The sequence below is a fragment of the Streptomyces sp. SID8352 genome (assembly GCF_009862265.1).
Taxonomy (GTDB): Bacteria; Actinomycetota; Actinomycetes; order Streptomycetales; family Streptomycetaceae; genus Streptomyces.
Window position 1 is genome coordinate 15,428 of sequence record NZ_WWGX01000086.1, and the last position, 17,173, is coordinate 32,600.

General features: G+C 73.5%; 15 protein-coding genes and 3 tRNA genes. 9 read left to right on the forward strand and 9 right to left on the reverse strand.

Going from position 1 to position 17,173, the window contains the following annotated elements:
- Nucleotides 1-237 precede the first annotated feature (237 nt).
- Complete coding sequence (locus GTY84_RS25545; RefSeq protein WP_161228747.1) at nt 238-489, forward strand: DUF3073 domain-containing protein; 252 nt, start codon at nt 238-240, stop codon at nt 487-489.
- 95 nt (nt 490-584) lie between these two features.
- Here the strand turns inward: GTY84_RS25545 and purM are convergent, their stop codons facing one another.
- From purM to purS, 7 genes are all read right to left on the reverse strand, one after another.
- Nucleotides 585-1,667, reverse strand: a complete 1,083-nt coding sequence (purM, locus tag GTY84_RS25550; protein WP_161228748.1) for a phosphoribosylformylglycinamidine cyclo-ligase — start codon at nt 1,665-1,667, stop codon at nt 585-587.
- A gap of 48 nt (nt 1,668-1,715) precedes the next feature.
- Entirely contained in the window at nt 1,716-3,242 is a 1,527-nt protein-coding gene (gene purF, locus GTY84_RS25555; protein WP_161228749.1) for an amidophosphoribosyltransferase, read from the reverse strand.
- Nucleotides 3,243-3,304: 62 nt separating this feature from the next.
- Nucleotides 3,305-4,246 (reverse strand): META domain-containing protein, encoded by a 942-nt coding sequence (locus GTY84_RS25560; protein ID WP_161228750.1) that lies wholly within the window; start codon nt 4,244-4,246, stop codon nt 3,305-3,307.
- Between the two features lie 35 nt (nt 4,247-4,281).
- On the reverse strand, nt 4,282-5,079 hold the full coding sequence (locus GTY84_RS25565; RefSeq protein ID WP_161228751.1) for a sterol carrier family protein: 798 nt from the start codon (nt 5,077-5,079) through the stop codon (nt 4,282-4,284).
- A 211-nt stretch (nt 5,080-5,290) separates the two neighbouring features.
- Nucleotides 5,291-7,549 (reverse strand): phosphoribosylformylglycinamidine synthase subunit PurL, encoded by a 2,259-nt coding sequence (gene purL / locus GTY84_RS25570; protein ID WP_161228752.1) that lies wholly within the window; start codon nt 7,547-7,549, stop codon nt 5,291-5,293.
- On the reverse strand, nt 7,546-8,250 hold the full coding sequence (gene purQ / locus GTY84_RS25575) for a phosphoribosylformylglycinamidine synthase subunit PurQ (RefSeq protein WP_161228753.1): 705 nt from the start codon (nt 8,248-8,250) through the stop codon (nt 7,546-7,548). The genes purL and purQ overlap by 4 nt, the downstream gene beginning before the upstream one ends.
- Nucleotides 8,247-8,519 carry a phosphoribosylformylglycinamidine synthase subunit PurS gene (gene purS / locus GTY84_RS25580; protein WP_161228754.1) on the reverse strand — a complete coding sequence of 91 codons (273 nt, stop codon included), beginning with the start codon at nt 8,517-8,519 and terminating at the stop codon, nt 8,247-8,249. The genes purQ and purS overlap by 4 nt, the downstream gene beginning before the upstream one ends.
- Before the next feature lie 342 nt (nt 8,520-8,861).
- On the opposite strand from purS, the gene GTY84_RS25585 reads away from it, so the two are divergent.
- From GTY84_RS25585 to GTY84_RS25620, 8 genes are all read left to right on the forward strand, one after another.
- Nucleotides 8,862-9,179 carry an Lsr2 family protein gene (locus GTY84_RS25585; RefSeq protein ID WP_161228755.1) on the forward strand — a complete coding sequence of 106 codons (318 nt, stop codon included), beginning with the start codon at nt 8,862-8,864 and terminating at the stop codon, nt 9,177-9,179.
- Nucleotides 9,180-9,727: 548 nt separating this feature from the next.
- Nucleotides 9,728-9,799, forward strand: a tRNA-Gly gene (locus GTY84_RS25590).
- A gap of 100 nt (nt 9,800-9,899) precedes the next feature.
- Nucleotides 9,900-9,972 (forward strand) — tRNA-Gly (locus tag GTY84_RS25595).
- 242 nt (nt 9,973-10,214) lie between these two features.
- Nucleotides 10,215-11,231 (forward strand): ABC transporter ATP-binding protein, encoded by a 1,017-nt coding sequence (locus GTY84_RS25600; RefSeq protein ID WP_161228756.1) that lies wholly within the window; start codon nt 10,215-10,217, stop codon nt 11,229-11,231.
- On the forward strand, nt 11,228-12,028 hold the full coding sequence (locus GTY84_RS25605) for an ABC transporter permease (RefSeq protein WP_161228757.1): 801 nt from the start codon (nt 11,228-11,230) through the stop codon (nt 12,026-12,028). Before GTY84_RS25600 ends, GTY84_RS25605 begins: the two co-directional genes overlap by 4 nt.
- Before the next feature lie 35 nt (nt 12,029-12,063).
- Nucleotides 12,064-13,314 (forward strand): histidine kinase, encoded by a 1,251-nt coding sequence (locus tag GTY84_RS25610; protein ID WP_161228758.1) that lies wholly within the window; start codon nt 12,064-12,066, stop codon nt 13,312-13,314.
- Complete coding sequence (locus tag GTY84_RS25615; RefSeq protein WP_161228759.1) at nt 13,311-13,925, forward strand: response regulator transcription factor; 615 nt, start codon at nt 13,311-13,313, stop codon at nt 13,923-13,925. The genes GTY84_RS25610 and GTY84_RS25615 overlap by 4 nt, the downstream gene beginning before the upstream one ends.
- Nucleotides 13,926-13,974: 49 nt before the next feature.
- A tRNA-Gly gene (locus GTY84_RS25620) sits at nt 13,975-14,047 on the forward strand.
- Nucleotides 14,048-14,478: 431 nt separating this feature from the next.
- Here GTY84_RS25620 and GTY84_RS25625 read toward each other — a convergent pair.
- Nucleotides 14,479-15,381, reverse strand: a complete 903-nt coding sequence (locus tag GTY84_RS25625; RefSeq protein ID WP_161228760.1) for a phosphoribosylaminoimidazolesuccinocarboxamide synthase — start codon at nt 15,379-15,381, stop codon at nt 14,479-14,481.
- A 69-nt stretch (nt 15,382-15,450) separates the two neighbouring features.
- Nucleotides 15,451-16,974, reverse strand: a complete 1,524-nt coding sequence (locus GTY84_RS25630; protein WP_161228761.1) for a N,N-dimethylformamidase beta subunit family domain-containing protein — start codon at nt 16,972-16,974, stop codon at nt 15,451-15,453.
- Nucleotides 16,975-17,173 lie beyond the last annotated feature (199 nt).

Here is a 17,173-nt window from a genome sequence, read left to right on the forward strand (position 1 = left end):
CTTCTTCCGGCGGGTCGACCGCCGAAAGGTGGTTAAAATCGGCCTTGACCAGCGAGGACGGGGCTCCTCGCCGGGCCCGGGGACACCCACGTCCTGCGGGCGACGTACCGTATGGGCGTGGGCTCAGGTACCGTGGAAGCCCTACGGACCGGTCTCTCCACGGAGAGCCCGTTCCGGACCATGAACGCGTGTCAAGACTCTGGGGCCGTCGAGCCCCGTCGTTGAGGGGGTCGAGCCATGGGGCGCGGCCGGGCCAAGGCCAAGCAGACGAAGGTCGCCCGCCAGCTGAAGTACAACAGCGGTGGGACTGATCTCTCCCGCCTGGCCGAGGAGCTGGGCGCATCGACGTCGAATCCGCAACCGCCTAACGGCGACCGGTTCGAGGACGATGAACAGGACGACGACGTGTACGCACGGTACGCCGACCTCTACGAGGACGACGACGAGGACGAGGACGGCCAGTCCCCGCAGCAACGTCGCGGCGCTTGACCTTGTACTGAACGCACGCCCGGTCGGTGACCTCGGTCACCGACCGGGTTCTGTGCTGCCCGCGCGCGGGGCGTCGCCGCCCCGCGCGCGTCATCTCATCCGGCGTAGTCGCCCACCAGCGCGGCGCCGCTCGTGTGCTCGCCCCGGTCGGTGACCGTGCCGGCCACCCAGGCGTCCAGGCCGCGGTCGGCCAGGGTCGTCAGGGCGACGTCGGTGGACTCCTCGGGGACGATGGCGATCATGCCCACGCCCATGTTCAGGGTCTTCTCCAGCTCCAGCCGCTCGACCCGGCCGGTGCGGCCCACCAGGTCGAAGACCGGCGCCGGGGTCCAGCTGGAGCGGTCGACGACGGCGTGCAGCCCGTCGGGGACCACCCGGGCCAGGTTGGCGGCCAGACCGCCGCCCGTGACGTGGCTGAAGGCGTGCACCTCGGTGGTGCGGGTGAGGGCCAGGCAGTCCAGGGAGTAGATCCTGGTGGGCTCCAGCAGCTCCTCGCCCAGGGTGCGGCCGAGGTCGTCCAGGTGGGTGTCGAGGGCCAGACCGGCCTCGTTCAGCAGGACGTGGCGGACCAGCGAGTACCCGTTCGAGTGAAGCCCCGAGGCCGCCATGGCGATCACGGTGTCACCCCGGCGGATGCGGTCGGGTCCGAGCAGCCGGTCGGCCTCCACGACGCCGGTGCCCGCGCCGGCGACGTCGAAGTCGTCCTCGCCCAGCAGTCCGGGGTGCTCGGCCGTCTCGCCGCCCACCAGGGCGCAGCCGGCCAGCACGCAGCCCTCGGCGATGCCCTTGACGATCCCGGCGACGCGCTCGGGGTGGACCTTGCCGACGCAGATGTAGTCCGTCATGAACAGCGGCTCGGCACCGCACACCACGATGTCGTCCATGACCATGGCGACCAGGTCGTGGCCGATCGTGTCGTAGACGCCCATGCGGCGGGCGATGTCGACCTTCGTGCCCACGCCGTCGGTGGCGGAGGCGAGCAGCGGACGCTCGTAGCGCTTGAGCGCGGAGGCGTCGAAGAGCCCGGCGAATCCGCCGAGGCCGCCCAGGACCTCCGGGCGCCGGGTCTTCGCGACCCACTCCTTCATCAGCTCGACGGCGCGGTCGCCCGCTTCGATGTCGACGCCGGCTGTCTTGTAGGACGCCGCTGCGTCCCTGGCACCAGTTGTGTCAGGCATGACGATGAGAACCCTTTGTGTCGGACGGCAGGTGGTGCGGACGGCCCGCTACGGGCGCCGGATGGCGTCGGCCGCTGCCGTGGCGGCCGGCCCGGCGGCCAGCTCGGTCTCCAGGAGCTGCTTGCCGAGCAGCTCGGGGTCGGGCAGCTCCATCGGGTACTCGCCGTCGAAGCAGGCCCGGCACAGGTCGGGCTTGGCGATGGTGGTCGCGTCGATCATGCCGTCGATGGAGATGTACGCCAGCGAATCGGCGCCCAGCGAGGTGCCGATCTCGTCGATGCTCATGCCGTTGGCGATCAGCTCGGCGCGGGTGGCGAAGTCGATGCCGAAGAAGCAGGGCCACTTCACGGGCGGGGAGGAGATCCGGATGTGGATCTCGGCGGCGCCCGCCTCCCGGAGCATCCGGACCAGGGCCCGCTGGGTGTTGCCGCGGACGATGGAGTCGTCGACGACGACCAGCCGCTTGCCCTTGATGACTTCCTTGAGCGGGTTCAGCTTGAGGCGGATGCCGAGCTGGCGGATGGTCTGCGAGGGCTGGATGAAGGTCCGGCCCACGTAGGCGTTCTTCACCAGGCCGTTGCCGAAGGGGATGCCGGACGCCTCCGCGTAGCCGATGGCGGCGGGGGTGCCGGACTCCGGGGTCGCTATGACCAGGTCGGCGTCGGCGGGGGCCTCCTTCGCCAGCCGGCGGCCCATCTCGACCCGCGAGAGATAGACGTTGCGGCCCGCGATGTCGGTGTCCGGGCGCGCCAGGTACACGTACTCGAAGACACAGCCCTTGGGCTTCGCTTCCGCGAATCGCGAGGTGCGCAGACCGTTCTCGTCGATGGCGATGAACTCGCCGGGCTCGATCTCGCGGACGAAGCTGGCGCCGCAGATGTCGAGGGCGGCGGACTCCGAGGCGACGACCCAGCCGCGCTCCAGCCGGCCGAGGACCAGCGGACGGATGCCCTGCGGGTCGCGGGCGGCGTAGAGGGTGTGCTCGTCCATGAAGACGAGGGAGAAGGCGCCGCGCACCTGGGGCAGCACCCGGGTGGCCGCCTCCTCGACGGTCAGCGGCTTGCCGTCGTCGTCGGTCTGGCCCGCGAGCAGCGCGGTGACCAGATCGGTGTCGTTGGTCGCCGCGACCCGGCCGGAGCGGCCCTCCTGCTTGGGCAGGTCGGCCACCATCCCGGCGAGCTGAGCGGTGTTGACCAGGTTGCCGTTGTGGCCGAGCGCGATGGAGCCCTGGGCGGTGGCCCTGAACGTCGGCTGGGCGTTCTCCCACACGGACGCGCCGGTGGTCGAGTAGCGGGCGTGTCCGACCGCGATGTGACCCTGGAGCGAACCTAGCGAGGTCTCGTCGAAGACCTGGGACACCAGCCCCATGTCCTTGAAGACGAGGATCTGGGAGCCGTTGCTGACCGCGATTCCCGCGGATTCCTGGCCCCGATGCTGGAGGGCGTAGAGCCCGAAGTACGTGAGCTTTGCGACCTCTTCACCCGGAGCCCAGACACCGAAAACGCCGCAGGCGTCCTGGGGGCCCTTCTCGCCGGGAAGTAGATCGTGATTGAGTCGACCGTCACCACGTGGCACACAACCGAGTGTAGGCGAGGCCGACCGCTGGTCCGAATTGGGGACACCGGACCGACTCCGGCTCACCGGACCGCGACGGCGCGCACGAAGGTGCCGTCTTCCCTGGTCAGCGTGAGGGTGTCCTGATCGATCCGGTAGTCGGCGCGCCCCTCGAAGAGGCGCAGCATCCGCTTCTCGGCCGCCATGAGTGAGCCTTCGCACATCATTCGGGTGGTGCGCGGCACTCCGAGAGTGATCCTCCCGTCGCGGACGGTGGCGGTGGCGGAGACGCGGTTGCAGGGCAGGCGGCCCGCGACGGTGCCCCCGGCCCGGTCGAAGGTGAGCCGGGCGGTGGTCCCGCCGGGGTCGGTTACCTCCCATTCCGTGCCGTACAGGGATGCTTCGGACCGCTCGCTCAGCCGGACGGTGTCGCCGTCCGCCGTGGTGAGGGTGAGCCGGCCGGGGCCGGGCGCGGTGGCGGTGACCGGGCCGTCGGTGAGGGCGCCGACGAGGGAGTGCTCGACCGCCACGGGGACGCTCGCACAGGCCCGCTTGGTGAGGAGGATGTCGCTGAGGCGGACGCGGGAGCCGTCGACACGGGCGCGGGCGCCGAAGCCGTTGCAGCCGGTGCTGCCCGCCACCGCGCCGTCCGGGTCGATCCGCAGCCAGGCGCCGGGTGCCCGGTGGGTGGCGCCGTCCGCGGTGACGTCGTCCACGCCCCAGTGGACGCCGGTGACGGTGGCGGGGGGCGCGGCGGAGGCGGCGCCCGGCCCGCCGCCCCCTGGACTCCCCGCGCCGTCCGCCCGCTCGGTGCCGCAGGCCGCGGCGAGCGGGAGGAGCACGGCGAGGGCCGCGGCGGCCAGGGCGGTGGCGGACCGCGGGGCGGCGGGGGTCGGCGGGGCGGCGGGGGCGGGCGCCGGGACCGTGGCCGGCGGGGCGTGGGTCGGCGGAGCCGTGCTCGCCGGGGCCGTGGCGGACGGCGGGGTGGCGGTCGGGGCGATGGGGCGCTTCTTCTGCCGGTCCATGCGGGTCCGACGGAGGCAGGGCGCGTCCGGTTCCCTCAGCCCGCGAGCGGCAGCAGCGGCGCGAGGTCGGCCCGCTCCCCGCTCGCCCGCACCCGGCCGTCGTCCACCGCGTCCCGCCAGGCCAGCCGCCCGGTGGCCAGCCGGACCCAGGTCAGCGGGTCGGTCTCGACGACGTTGGGCGGGGTGCCGCGGGTGTGCCGGGGCCCCTCGACGCACTGCACCACGGCGTGCGGCGGGATCCGCACCTCCGTCGAGCCGCCGGGCGCCCGCGCGGCCAGCGCGTCGGCCAGCAGCCGGGTCGCGGCGGCCATCGCCCCGCGGTCGTACCGGACGGCGAGGCCGGGGACGGCGGTGTGGAGGTCGTCGCTGTGGACGACGAGTTCCACCGCGCGGGTGACGACGAAGTCGGCCAGTGGCAGCGCCCCGCCGCCGGTCGGCAGCAGCCGACCGCCCGGGTGGGCGTCGAGGAGGGCGGTGAAGCGCCGCTCGGCCTCCGTGAGCAGGTCCTCGGGGACGGGGTGCGCGGCGGCCAGGGCGCGGGCGGTCCGGTCGACGGCGTCCGCGTCGGCGCCGGGGGCGGACGGCCAGTCGAGCAGGCGGGCGTCCTGCCGGACGGGCCCGGGGCCCTCCAGCAGCGGGCCGAGGACCGCGAGGGAGGCCCCCGCGTGCGCGATCAGCTCCCCCACGGTCCGGTCGCCCGGCCCGGCGGGCAGCGCGAGCCGCTCCGGGGTGAGCGTGCGGACGGCCGCGCGCAGGTGCGCCGACTGGGCGAGCACGGCGGCACGGGTGCGGACGGGGTCGTGGGCGCGGGCGCGCTTCCTGGCGGGCGGCATGGCGGCGAGCTTAGGCCGTCCGGGGGCGGGCCGGGCCGGACCGGGGGCGCGGGCGGGACGGGACGGGGGCGCGGGCGGGACGGGACGGGGGCGCGGGCGGGACGGCGCGGACCCGCCCGGGATCACCGGCCCGGCGCGCCCCCTCGGGGGCCCCCGGGAACGGCGAGGCCCCCGACCGGCGGACCGGACGGGGGCCTCGGAGCGGCGGGGCTCAGGCGAGCAGCGCCGGGATGGTGTTCTCGTGGGCCTCGCGAAGCTCCGCGAGGGGCAGGGTGAACGCGCCCTGGACCTCCACCGCGTCCCCGTCGACGACACCGATTCGGGTCGCCGGGAGACCGCGAGCACCGCACATGTCGGTGAAGCGGACCTCCTCGGAGCGGGGCACGGCCACGACGGCGCGGCCCGCGGACTCCGAGAACAGGAAGGTGAAGGCGTCGAGCCCGTCCGGGACGACCAGCCGCGCGCCCCGGCCGCCGAGCAGCGCCGACTCCACGACGGCCTGGACCAGCCCGCCGTCGGAGAGGTCGTGCGCGGCGTCGACCATGCCGTCGCGGGAGGCGGAGATCAGGATGTCGCCGAGCAGCCGCTCGCGCTCCAGGTCGACCCGGGGCGGCAGGCCGCCGAGGTGGTCGTGGACGACCTGGGACCAGGCCGAGCCGCCGAACTCCTCGTGGGTGTCGCCCAGCAGGTACAGCAGCTGGCCGTCCTCGCGGAAGGCCGCCGGGGTGCGCCGCGCCACGTCGTCGATGACGCCGAGCACCGCGACCACCGGGGTCGGGTGGATGGCGGCCTCGCCCGTCTGGTTGTAGAGCGAGACGTTGCCGCCGGTCACCGGGGTGCCGAGCTGCCGGCAGCCGTCGGCCAGACCGCGCACGGCCTCCACGAACTGCCACATGACCGCGGGGTCCTCGGGCGAGCCGAAGTTCAGGCAGTCGGAGACGGCGAGCGGCTTGGCGCCCGTGGTCGCCACGTTGCGGTACGCCTCGGCCAGGGCGAGCTGCGCGCCCGTGTACGGGTCGAGCTTGGCGTACCGGCCGTTGCCGTCGGTGGCGATGGCGACGCCGAGGCCGGTCTCCTCGTCGACGCGGATCATGCCGGAGTCCTCCGGCATGGCCAGCACGGTGTTGCCCTGCACGAAGTGGTCGTACTGCTGGGTGATCCAGCGCTTCGACGCCTGGTTCGGCGAGGCGACCAGCCTGAGGACCTGCTCGCGCAGTTCCTCGGAGGTCTCCGGCCGGGGCAGCTTGGCGGCGTCGTCGGCCTGGAGCGCGTCCTGCCAGTCGGGGCGGGCGTAGGGGCGCTCGTAGACCGGGCCGTCGTGGGCGACGGTGCGCGGGTCGACGTCGACGATCTTGCCGCCGTGCCAGAAGATCTCCAGCCGGTCGCCGTCGGTGACCTCGCCGATGACGGTGGCGATGACGTCCCACTTCTCGCAGATCTCGAGGAAGCGGTCGACCTTCTCCGGCTCGACGACGGCGCACATGCGCTCCTGCGACTCGCTCATGAGGATCTCCTCGGGCGAGAGCGTGGAGTCGCGCAGCGGGACGTCGTCCAGGGTGACGCGCATGCCGCCGGAGCCGTTGGAGGCCAGCTCGGACGTGGCGCAGGACAGGCCGGCCGCGCCGAGGTCCTGGATGCCGACGACCAGCTTCTCCCGGAACGCCTCCAGGGTGCACTCGATGAGGAGCTTCTCCTGGAAGGGGTCGCCGACCTGGACGGCCGGCCGCTTGGACGGCTTGGCGTCGTCGAAGGTCTCGGAGGCCAGGATCGAGGCGCCGCCGATGCCGTCGCCGCCGGTCCGGGCCCCGTAGAGGATGACCTTGTTGCCGGTGCCGGAGGCCTTGGCGAGGTGGATGTCCTCGTGCCGCATGACGCCGATGGCACCGGCGTTGACCAGCGGGTTGCCCTGGTAGCAGGCGTCGAAGACGACCTCGCCGCCGATGTTGGGCAGGCCCAGGCAGTTGCCGTAGCCGCCGATGCCGGCGACGACGCCGGGCAGCACGCGCTTGGTGTCGGGGTGGTCGGCGGCGCCGAAGCGCAGCGGGTCCACGACGGCGACCGGGCGGGCGCCCATGGCGATGATGTCGCGGACGATGCCGCCGACGCCGGTCGCGGCGCCCTGGTAGGGCTCCACGTACGACGGGTGGTTGTGCGACTCCACCTTGAAGGTGACGGCGTAGCCCTGGCCGACGTCGACGACGCCGGCGTTCTCGCCGATGCCGACGAGCATCGCGTCGCTCTGCGGGGCCTTCTCGCCGAACTGGCGGAGGTGGATCTTGGAGGACTTGTACGAGCAGTGCTCGGACCACATGACCGAGTACATGGCCAGCTCGGCGCCGGTCGGACGGCGGCCGAGGATCTCGACCACCCTCTCGTACTCGTCCTTCTTCAGGCCCAGCTCGGCCCAGGGCAGCTCGACGTCGGGGGTCGCGGCCGCGTGCTCGACCGTGTCCAGAGGCGTCCGGCTCATGCGTTGACCAGCTTCTTGAGGATCGAGGTGAAGAACGGGAGCCCGTCCGTGCGGCCGCTGCCGACCAGCGGCTCGACGGCGTGCTCGGGGTGCGGCATCAGACCGACGACGTTGCCCGCCGCGTTGGTGATGCCGGCGATGTCGTTGAGCGAACCGTTGGGGTTGCCGTAGCCCTCGGCGGCGTCGCCGTCGACGGCGTACCGGAAGGCGACGCGGCCCTCGGCCTCCAGCTCGTCCAGGGTGCGCCGGTCCGCGACGTAGCGGCCGTCCATGTTCTTCAGCGGGATGCTGATCTCCTGGCCAGCGGTGTAGTCGGCGGTCCAGGCGGTGCCCGCGTTCTCCACCCGGAGCTTCTGGTCACGGCAGATGAAGTGCAGGTGGTCGTTGCCGAGCATCGCGCCGGGCAGCAGGTGGGCCTCGGTGAGGATCTGGAAGCCGTTGCAGATGCCGAGCACGGGCAGACCGCCGCGCGCGCCCTCGATGACGCTCTCCATCACCGGCGAGAAGCGCGCGATGGCACCGGCCCGCAGGTAGTCGCCGTAGGAGAAGCCGCCGCACAGCACCACGGCGTCGACCTGCTGGAGGTCCTTGTCCTTGTGCCACAGCGCGACGGGCTCGGCCCCGGCGACGCGGATCGCGCGCCGGGAGTCCCGGTCGTCGAGGCTGCCGGGGAAAGTGACGACGCCAATACGAGCGGTCACTTCGCGGCCCCCGCGACGGCGTCATCGGCCTCGACCTTGACGGTGAAGTCCTCGATCACGGTGTTGGCGAGGAAGGATTCCGCAAGATCGCGGATGCGGGCGAGGGCGGCGTCGTCGACCGGCCCGTCCACTTCCAGTTCGAATCGCTTTCCCTGGCGGACGTCCGAGATCCCGTCGAAACCCAGTCGCGGCAGTGCGCGCTGCACCGCCTGGCCCTGGGGGTCGAGGATCTCCGGCTTGAGCATGACGTCGACTACGACGCGTGCCACTGGCACTCCCGGTATGTGTGGTGCTGAGCAGGTTCCTTCAGACTACCCGTCCAAAATTTCTACGCGCGTAGTGTTGTAGGAAAGTACGTGAGGCCCCTCACGGCCCGGCCCCGGGGAGCGGTTCGTGCGAAAAGCTTCGGAAAAGATCCCGGATCGAGCACCGGGAGCTATTGCGCCGGAGACACGCGGGGAGATTAAGTCGAGCTTCCACATGCATTGCCGGGCACTGTACAAATGAAATGTCATTAGCCGATACTTTGCCCAATTGCAGACGAACAGTCGGCATCACCGTGACGTCCTGGCACGTCACCGCGGAGATGCCGCACGAAGGGACCGATATTCGTGGCGCAGCGTGTCGTGGTCACTCTCTTTGACGACATCGACGGCTCGGAAGCGACGGAGACGATCGCCTTCGGGGTCGACGGCAGGACGTACGAGATCGACCTGAACGAAGCCAATGCCAGGGAACTCCGCGCGGCCCTGGAGCCCTACATGGCGGCCGGGCGCAAGCGCTCGCGCTCCGGCCGGACGTACCGCCAGACGGAGGTCGCCCCCGATCCGGCGGCCGTCCGGGCGTGGGCCCAGGCGAACCGGATGGACGTGCCGGCCCGGGGCCGCATCCCGAAGCGGGTGTACGAGGCGTTCGCCGAGGCGCAGTGAGCGGTGCCGCGGGCGGGGCACGGGCGCGGAGGCCCGTCTCGCGGTGGGTCCGTATCGCGACGGGTCCGGGGGCGCGGTGGGTCCGGGGCGCTGAGCCTTGGCGCGGTGCGGCCTGGTGTCGTGCGGCCGGCGCCGTGGGGGCTTGGTGTTGTGCGGCCGGCGCCGCGGGGGCTTGGCACGCCGGGCCCGGGCCTGGAGGGCCGGGGTACGGCGGGCCCCGCGGCCGACCCGGGCCACGCGACGGGCGACGGGCGACGGGCGACGGGCGACGGGCGACGGGCGACGGGCGACGATACGGATTCCACCCCGCCGCGGTCCCGTGCCGGGGGTGCGTGCGGGGTGCGGTCCGGACGGGTCCCGGGGCATGTCCCGCCGAGGGGCGCGCCCCGGCGCGAGCCCCGGGGAGGCGTGCGCGGCGCGCCCGCCGGGGCGGCCGACGGCCGCTCAGCCGCCCCCGTCACCAACCGACTTGCGCTGCACCCCGGGTGATCAGCTAAAGTCTGGAGCACGCCGAGGGGCGAGGCCGAAAGGCCCGGCCCGAGGAACATGCGGGTGTAGTTCAGTAGTAGAACATCCCCCTTCCAGGGGGAAGGCGCAGTGTGCAATTCCTGTCACCCGCTCCGCATCGCCGAACCGATCATCCGGAAGGGTCCGCCCTTCCGGATGGATCAGGTAGGCTGGTGCCCGCACCGATCGGTGAAAGCCGGTCGGGAGCCATCTGCGGACGTAGCTCAGTTGGTAGAGCGCAACCTTGCCAAGGTTGAGGTCGCGAGTTCGAGCCTCGTCGTCCGCTCGGGAATGAGACCCCGGTCCTTCACGGACCGGGGTCTTTTCGTTTCCCCGGGACTTCCCCGGCCCGTTCCCCACGGAAGTCACCGGCTTCCGGAGGGCGGCCTCGCGGACGTCCGCGCTTCCGTCCTCGCACGCCTTCCGCCCTCCCGGCTCCGCTCCTTCCCGATGACGGCTGACATTTGTCATATCGAGTGATGACAGCGCGCACTGCTGCCCGCTCCCCCGTGCCGTGATGATCGGAGCATGGAAGCGAACGGACACGAGCACGTGATCGATGTCACCGGGCTGCGACGGGTCTACGACGGTGGGTTCGAGGCGGTGCGCGGCATCGACTTCTCCGTGCGCCGCGGCGAGGTCTTCGCCCTGCTCGGCACCAACGGCGCCGGCAAGACCTCCACCGTGGAACTCCTGGAGGGCCTCGCCGCCCCCTCCGGCGGACGGGTGCGCGTCCTCGGCCACGACCCGTACACCGAGCGCGCCGCCGTACGCCCCCGCACCGGTGTCATGCTCCAGGAGGGCGGCTTCCCCTCCGAGCTGACCGTCGCGGAGACGGCCCGGATGTGGGCCGGGTGCGTGAGCGGGGCCCGCCCCGTGCCCGAGGCGCTGGCGCTGGTCGGCCTGGAGGCGAAGACCCGCACCCGGGTGAAGCAGCTCTCCGGCGGCGAGCGGCGCCGCCTGGACCTGGCGCTCGCCCTGCTCGGCGAGCCCGAGGTGCTCTTCCTCGACGAACCCACCACCGGCCTCGACGCCGAGGGCCGCCGCGACACCTGGGAGCTGGTCCGCCGACTGCGCGACGGCGGCACGACCGTGCTGCTGACCACGCACTACCTGGAGGAGGCGGAGAGCCTCGCCGACCGGCTGGCGATCCTGCACCGGGGCCGCATCGCCGCCACCGGCACCCCCGCCGAGGTCACCGCCACCCAGCCGTCCCGGATCGCCTTCGAACTGCCCGAGGACCACTTCGTCGGCGACCTGCCGCCCCTGGACGCGCTCGGCGTCACCGCCCACCGGACCGACGGCCGCCGCGTCCTGCTGAGCACCCGGGAACTCCAGCGCGCCGCCACCGGCCTGCTGACCTGGGCCGAGCGCGCCGGGGTGGAGCTGCGCGGGCTGGACGTGCGGTCGGCCTCCCTGGAGGAGGCCTTCCTCGGCATCGCCCGGGAGGCCCGGGAGGCGGCCGACGAGACACCGCGGGACACCGGCGGCACGCAGGACACGAAGGACACGAAGGACACGAAGGAAGCGGAGTACACGGCATGAGCACCACCGGCACCCCGGCCCCGGCCGCCCCCGCCACCACCCCCGTGAGCCGGATGACCTCGCTCGCCCGCGCCGAACTCACTCTGTTCGGGCGGAGCAAGGGGACCCTGGTCGCCGCCGTGTTCGTACCGCTGGTGCTGCCCGTCAGCGTCCGCGCCGCGGCACGGGGGATGGACCTGGAGGAGGTCGGGCTGAGCGTCGGCACCGTGGTGCTGCCCGCGGCCATCGGCTTCTCGCTGCTGTTCGCCGTGTACTCGGCGCTCGTCGGCGTCTTCGTCGTCCGGCGCGAGGAGCTCGTCCTGAAGCGGCTGCGCACCGGCGAGCTGAGGGACGCCGAGATCATCGCCGGGACCGCGCTGCCCGCCGTCCTGACCGGTCTCGTCCAGAGCCTGCTGCTGGCCGTGGGCTGCGCCGTCCTGCTGGACCTGTCGGCCCCCTCCGCGCCGCACCTCGCGGTCGCCGGGCTGCTGCTGGGGCTGCTGCTGTGCACCGCGCTGGCCGCGCTCACCGCGAGCTACACCCGCACCGGCGAGAGCGCCCAGGTGACGCCGATGCCGCTGATGCTCGTCTCGATGATCGGCTCCGGGATCACCTTCCCGCTGGAGCTGCTGCCGGACCGGATCGCCACCTTCTGCGAACTCCTGCCCCTGACCGGCCCCGTCACCCTGCTGCGCGGCGGCTGGACGGGCGCCCTGTCCGCCTCCGAGGCGCTCTTCGCCCTGGCCACGGCGGTGGCCTGGACCGCGCTGGCGGTGTTTGCTGGGGCCCGGCGGTTCCGCTGGGAACCGCGGCGCTGAGGCGCGACGAGCGGGGCAGTGGAGCGGGAGCGGGCATGCGGGGACCGGAGAGCTGGTGGCGGAGCAAGAGCACGCCGGCCAAGGTCGAGACCTACACGAGGTGGTCGTTCCACTTCTTCGGTCTCCTGGAGACGGCCGTGATCGCCATGTCGGCCTTCGGCGAGACCGGGCCGCGGCTCGCGGGCACGCTGACGCTGCTGGTCGGGGCGCACGCGGCGCTCTGCGCGGTGACCGCCTCCCGGTCGCTGGACTTCCTGCGGGGGCTGCGCCCCCGGCCGGTACGGGCGCTGTGGACGCTGGCCGCCGCCACCGGGGTCCTCTCGGTCGGCGCCCTCGCCCTCGCGCTGCACGGCCCGTCCGGCGACGGGGTCGACACGGCGGGCGGCGCCGTCCTCGGGACGGTGACCTGCTTCGGCGCGGGCACCATGGCGCTGGCGGCGCGCGACCGGCGGCAGGTCGTCGTGATCGTGGCCTGCTGCGGGGCGGGCGCGGGCACGGCCGCCCTCGTCCTCGGCATGCCGGTCCTCGGCGCCCTGGTGACGGCCTGCGTGGTCCTGGTGGGCTCCGGGCTGCTGGCCATGACCTCGCTCTTCTCCGTGTGGCTGCTCAACGCGGTGTACGCGCTCGACGAGGCCCGCGAGACCCGCGTGCGGCTGGCCGTGGCGGAGGAGCGGCTGCGGTTCGGGCGCGACCTGCACGACGTGATGGGCCGCAACCTGGCGGTGATCGCGCTCAAGAGCGAGCTGGCCGTCCAGCTCGCCCGGCGCGGGCGGCCCGAGGCGGTGGAGCAGATGATCGAGGCGCAGCGCATCGCGCAGGAGTCGCAGCGGGAGGTCCGCGACGTGGTGCGCGGCTACCGGGAGGCGGACCTGGGCACCGAACTCACCGGCGCCCGGGGCGTGCTGTCGGCGGCCGGGATCGACTGCCGGGTGACCGGCGAGGCGGCCGGGCTGCCCGCGCCGGTGCAGTCGGCGCTCGGCTGGGTGGTGCGGGAGGCGACCACCAATGTGCTGCGGCACGGCGAGGCGGAACGGTGCACCGTACGGGTGCGGACGACGAAGGGGCGCGTGGTGCTGACGGTGGAGAACGACGGGGCGGTCGCCCCGCCCGGGGCGGACACCCCCGCCGGGGCCGCCGGGACGGGCGGCTCCGGGCTGGCCGGACTGCGGGAGCGGCTCGCCGCCGTGGGCGGCACCCTGGAGGCCGGGCGCGTCGGCGAGGACCTGTTCCGGCTGGTCGCGGACGTCCCGCTGGCCGCCGGGCCCGCGCGGGAGGCCGTGGCATGACCGAGGCCGTGCGGGTCCTGCTCGCGGACGACGAGCACCTGATCCGGGGCGCGCTGGCCGCCCTGCTGTCCCTGGAGGACGACCTGGTGGTGGTCGCCGAGGCGGCCACCGGCCCGGAGGCCCTGGCGATGGCGCGGGCGCACCGGCCCGACGTCGCCGTCCTGGACCTGCAGATGCCCGGCGCCGACGGTGTGAAGGTCGCCACAGCGCTGCGGACCGAACTGCCCGGCTGCCGGGTGCTGATCGTGACCGGTCACGGGCGGCCGGGGCATCTGAAGCGGGCGCTCGCGGCGGGGGTGCGCGGTTTCGTGCCGAAGACCGTCAGCGCCCAGCGGCTCGCGGAGCTGATCCGCACGGTGCACGCCGGGAACCGCTACGTCGACCCGGAGTTGGCCGCCGACGCGATAGCCGCCGGGGACTCCCCGCTGACCGCGCGGGAGGCGGAGGTGCTGGAGTACGCCGCCGACGGGGCGCCCGTGGCGGAGATCGCCGAACGGGCCGCGCTCGCGGAGGGGACGGTGCGGAACTACCTCTCGTCGGCGGTCACCAAGACCGGTGCGGAGAACCGGCATGCGGCGGTGCGGCTCGCACGGGAGCGGGGTTGGGTATAGTGGTCCACGCGTCACGGCGCCGCCCCTGCGGTGGAGCCCGCGGCGCAGTGCGAACGTAGCTCAGTTGGTAGAGCGCAACCTTGCCAAGGTTGAGGTCGCGAGTTCGAACCTCGTCGTTCGCTCCGAAGAAAGAGCCCCCGGTTCCGGCCGGGGGCTCTTTCGTGTGTTCGGGGTCCGGCGGCATCCCGGGGCCGGGGCGTCCTGGCGGCCTCAGGGCCTCAGGGCCTCAGGGCCTCAGGGAGGCTGCCGTTCCGGGTGCTTCGCGGCGGAGCCGCCTCCGAGCGCGGCCCGGGGGCAGGCGTCCGCCCGGGTGCGATGGGCCGGGTGCCGCTCCTGCGGGGTCCGGGGCGGGTGCCGGTCCGGGTGGTCCCGGCCGGGGCCGACGCCGCGGGACTCCCTGGACGGGAGCCGTCCCGCGGCCTCCGCCGTTCCGGGGTGCCGGGCACCTCCGAGGGGTTCTCCCGGGCCTGGTTCGGAGCGGCCCCGGGCCCGGGCCCCGGTTCGGACCGGCCCCGGGCCGGTACTCCCGCCCGGGGCGCGTCCCGTGTCGGGCTCAGGACCAGCGCACGCCCGTCAGACGCTCGTACGCCTCCACGTACTTGGCGCGGGTGGCGTCCACGACCTCCCTCGGCAGCGCCGGCGGGGGCTGCTCGCTCCTGCGGTCCCAGCCGGACTCCGCCGAGGTCAGCCAGTCGCGGACGAACTGCTTGTCGTACGACGGCTGCGGGCGGCCCGGCTGCCACTGGTCGGCCGGCCAGAAGCGGGAGGAGTCCGGGGTGAGCACCTCGTCCGCGAGGACCAGTTCGCCGTCGGCGCCGAAGCCGAACTCGAACTTGGTGTCGGCCAGGATGATCCCGCGCTCCCGGGCGATGTCCCGGCCCCGGGCGTACACCGCGAGGGTCGCCTGGCGCAGCCGCGCCGCGGTCTCGGCGCCGACGCGGCGGGCGACCTCCTCGTAGGAGACGTTCTCGTCGTGCTCGCCGACCTCCGCCTTGGTGGCCGGGGTGAAGATCGGGGCGGGCAGCTCGGAACCGTCGACCAGGCCCTCGGGAAGGGCGAGGCCGCAGACCGTACGGGACTCCTGGTACTCGGCCAGCCCGGAGCCGGTGAGGTAGCCGCGGGCCACGCACTCCACGGGCAGCATCTCCAGGGACCGGCAGACCAGCGTGCGGCCCCGCCAGTCCTCGGGGGCCCCGGCCGGCAGCGCGGTGCTCAGCACGTGGTTGGGCACCAGGTCGGCGAGCTGGTCGAACCACCACAGCGAGAGCTGGGTGAGGACGCGCCCCTTGTCGGGGATCTCGGTCGGCAGCACCCAGTCGTAGGCGGAGATGCGGTCGCTCGCGACCATCACGAGGTCGCCCGCCTCGTTCCGGTACAGGTCGCGCACCTTGCCGGTGTGCAGATGCACCAGACCCGGCACCTGGATCGGCTCGGGCTTCTCGACGAATCCGGACACGGTTCCTCCCCGTGGTTCTGTTCTGTCCCACGATTCTCCCGCACCTCCGGGTCTCCGGTGGACACGGGGTCAGTCGCGTTTGCAGATGCGGTCCAGGAGGTTCGCGGTGGCGCGCTGGACGCGCTCGTCGACGTGCCCGGGGCGGTCCAGGGCCGGGGACCAGGCGAAGGTGCCGGAGGCGAAGACCCAGGCGCCCGACGGCGCCCGGTACAGGGAGGTCTCCTGGTGGCGGCGGACCCCGCCGGCGTCCCGGTAGGGGGAGTGGGCGAGCAGCACCCGCTCGTCGTGCTCGGGGAGCGGGGTGCGCGGGAAGTAGCGGTCCGCCTCACCGGCGACCAGTCCCTCGATCCCGTCGCCCTCGTGGGCGCCGGCGGCCTCCCAGAGCCAGTGGCCGGCGTTGCGGACGACCAGCGGGTGCGGCTCGGGAACGGGGCCCGCGTACTGGATGCCGAGCAGGTGCTGCTCGGCCCGGTCCGACTCCCGCCACAGCACCGGGCGACCGGGGCCCCTGCGCTTCCGGCAGGTCAGCAGGCGGTCGGGGGTGCCGGACGGGGAGGGGGCGAGGTCGACCCGCCAGTACATGGTGTTCGCGGAGAGGAAGACCAGGGAGGTGCCGCCGTCCCGGGCCCCCTCGGCGGCGCGGCGCATGGCGGCGGACCAGTACTCGTCGTGGCCGGGGAAGACCAGCCCCCGGTAGCGGGCCGGGTCGACCCGGCCGGAGTGCAGGTCGCGGGCGTCGGCGTAGGCGAGGTCGTAGCCGTAGCGCTCGGCGAAGCGGATGAAGTCGTAGGCGTGCCCCACGTGCAGCGGCAGGCCCGCGCCCGCGTACGGCCGGTCGAAGGAGACGGTGCTCGCCGCGTCGGACTCGCCCAGCAGCCGCCCCTCCTCGTCCCAGGCGTGGTAGAAGCTGGCGCCGGTGCGGCCGTCCTCCGGATAGAGGTTGTACGCCTGCCAGGTGATGTCCGGCAGCAGCAGGAGCAGGTCGGCCGGGTGGTCGTCGCGAACGGTGAACGGCACGTGGGAGCGGTAGCCGTCGGCCGTGGTGAGCACCGCGACGTACGCGCCGATGTTCCAGTACGACGGGATCTGGAGCCGCCAGGACAGCCACCAGTGGTGGCAGGAGACGGTGCGGTCGGCGGCGAGCGGGGGCGGCTGCACGATGCCGGACAGGCGGGGGCTGGTGGTGATCTTGGCGGCCCCGTCGCCCCCGTAGTGGCCGATGCGGTAGATGTCGACGCCGAACTCCTGGGGCGGGTCGACGGTGATGTGGAAGTCGATGGCCTCTCCGGGCGCGACGGCGCCGGTCGAGGTGAAGCCCTTGATCTGCCGCCGCACGTCGTCGGCGGCGCGCGGCCCGCCGCCGTCCGGGCTCCGCCGAGCGGCCGGGCGACCCCGGTCCGGGCGGCCGGGGCGGTCCGGGGAACCGTGCGGCTCCGCCCGGCCGGGCTCCACGTACCAGGGGACGACCTGGCCCGTCTCCGCGAAGTACGTCTCACCGCCGCGCAGCCAGGGCACCGGTCCCTGGCCGAAGGGGTCCGTCACGGCGTGCGCGAGTGCTCCGGACTCCCAGCGGCGGATCTGCTCCGGACCCATGGGACATTCCCCTCCCTTGTGCCCCCGTGGTCGTGCCTATGACGAACGCCGTTGCCATGTGCGCGAACGGTCCCAGCACATCACATATCGCACGCGTGCTGTCACTGTTCGTCGCGAAGTGGCCGAAAGTGGAATGCCGAAGTCCGGTTCATCGGGGGCGGAGGGAGGGGGCACGGAGGTGAGCGCGGACGGGGGCGGA

Bases quoted from the DNA above. Each gene is read 5' to 3' on its own strand.
- GTY84_RS25545 (WP_161228747.1), top strand. From the start codon at position 238: ATGGGGCGCGGCCGGGCCAAGGCCAAGCAGACGAAGGTCGCCCGCCAG.
- purM (WP_161228748.1), bottom strand. From the start codon at position 1,667: ATGCCTGACACAACTGGTGCCAGGGACGCAGCGGCGTCCTACAAGACA.
- GTY84_RS25560 (WP_161228750.1), bottom strand. From the start codon at position 4,246: ATGGACCGGCAGAAGAAGCGCCCCATCGCCCCGACCGCCACCCCGCCG.
- GTY84_RS25565 (WP_161228751.1), bottom strand. From the start codon at position 5,079: ATGCCGCCCGCCAGGAAGCGCGCCCGCGCCCACGACCCCGTCCGCACC.
- purL (WP_161228752.1), bottom strand. From the start codon at position 7,549: ATGAGCCGGACGCCTCTGGACACGGTCGAGCACGCGGCCGCGACCCCC.
- GTY84_RS25600 (WP_161228756.1), top strand. From the start codon at position 10,215: ATGGAAGCGAACGGACACGAGCACGTGATCGATGTCACCGGGCTGCGA.
- GTY84_RS25605 (WP_161228757.1), top strand. From the start codon at position 11,228: ATGAGCACCACCGGCACCCCGGCCCCGGCCGCCCCCGCCACCACCCCC.
- GTY84_RS25610 (WP_161228758.1), top strand. From the start codon at position 12,064: ATGCGGGGACCGGAGAGCTGGTGGCGGAGCAAGAGCACGCCGGCCAAG.
- GTY84_RS25615 (WP_161228759.1), top strand. From the start codon at position 13,311: ATGACCGAGGCCGTGCGGGTCCTGCTCGCGGACGACGAGCACCTGATC.
- GTY84_RS25630 (WP_161228761.1), bottom strand. From the start codon at position 16,974: ATGGGTCCGGAGCAGATCCGCCGCTGGGAGTCCGGAGCACTCGCGCAC.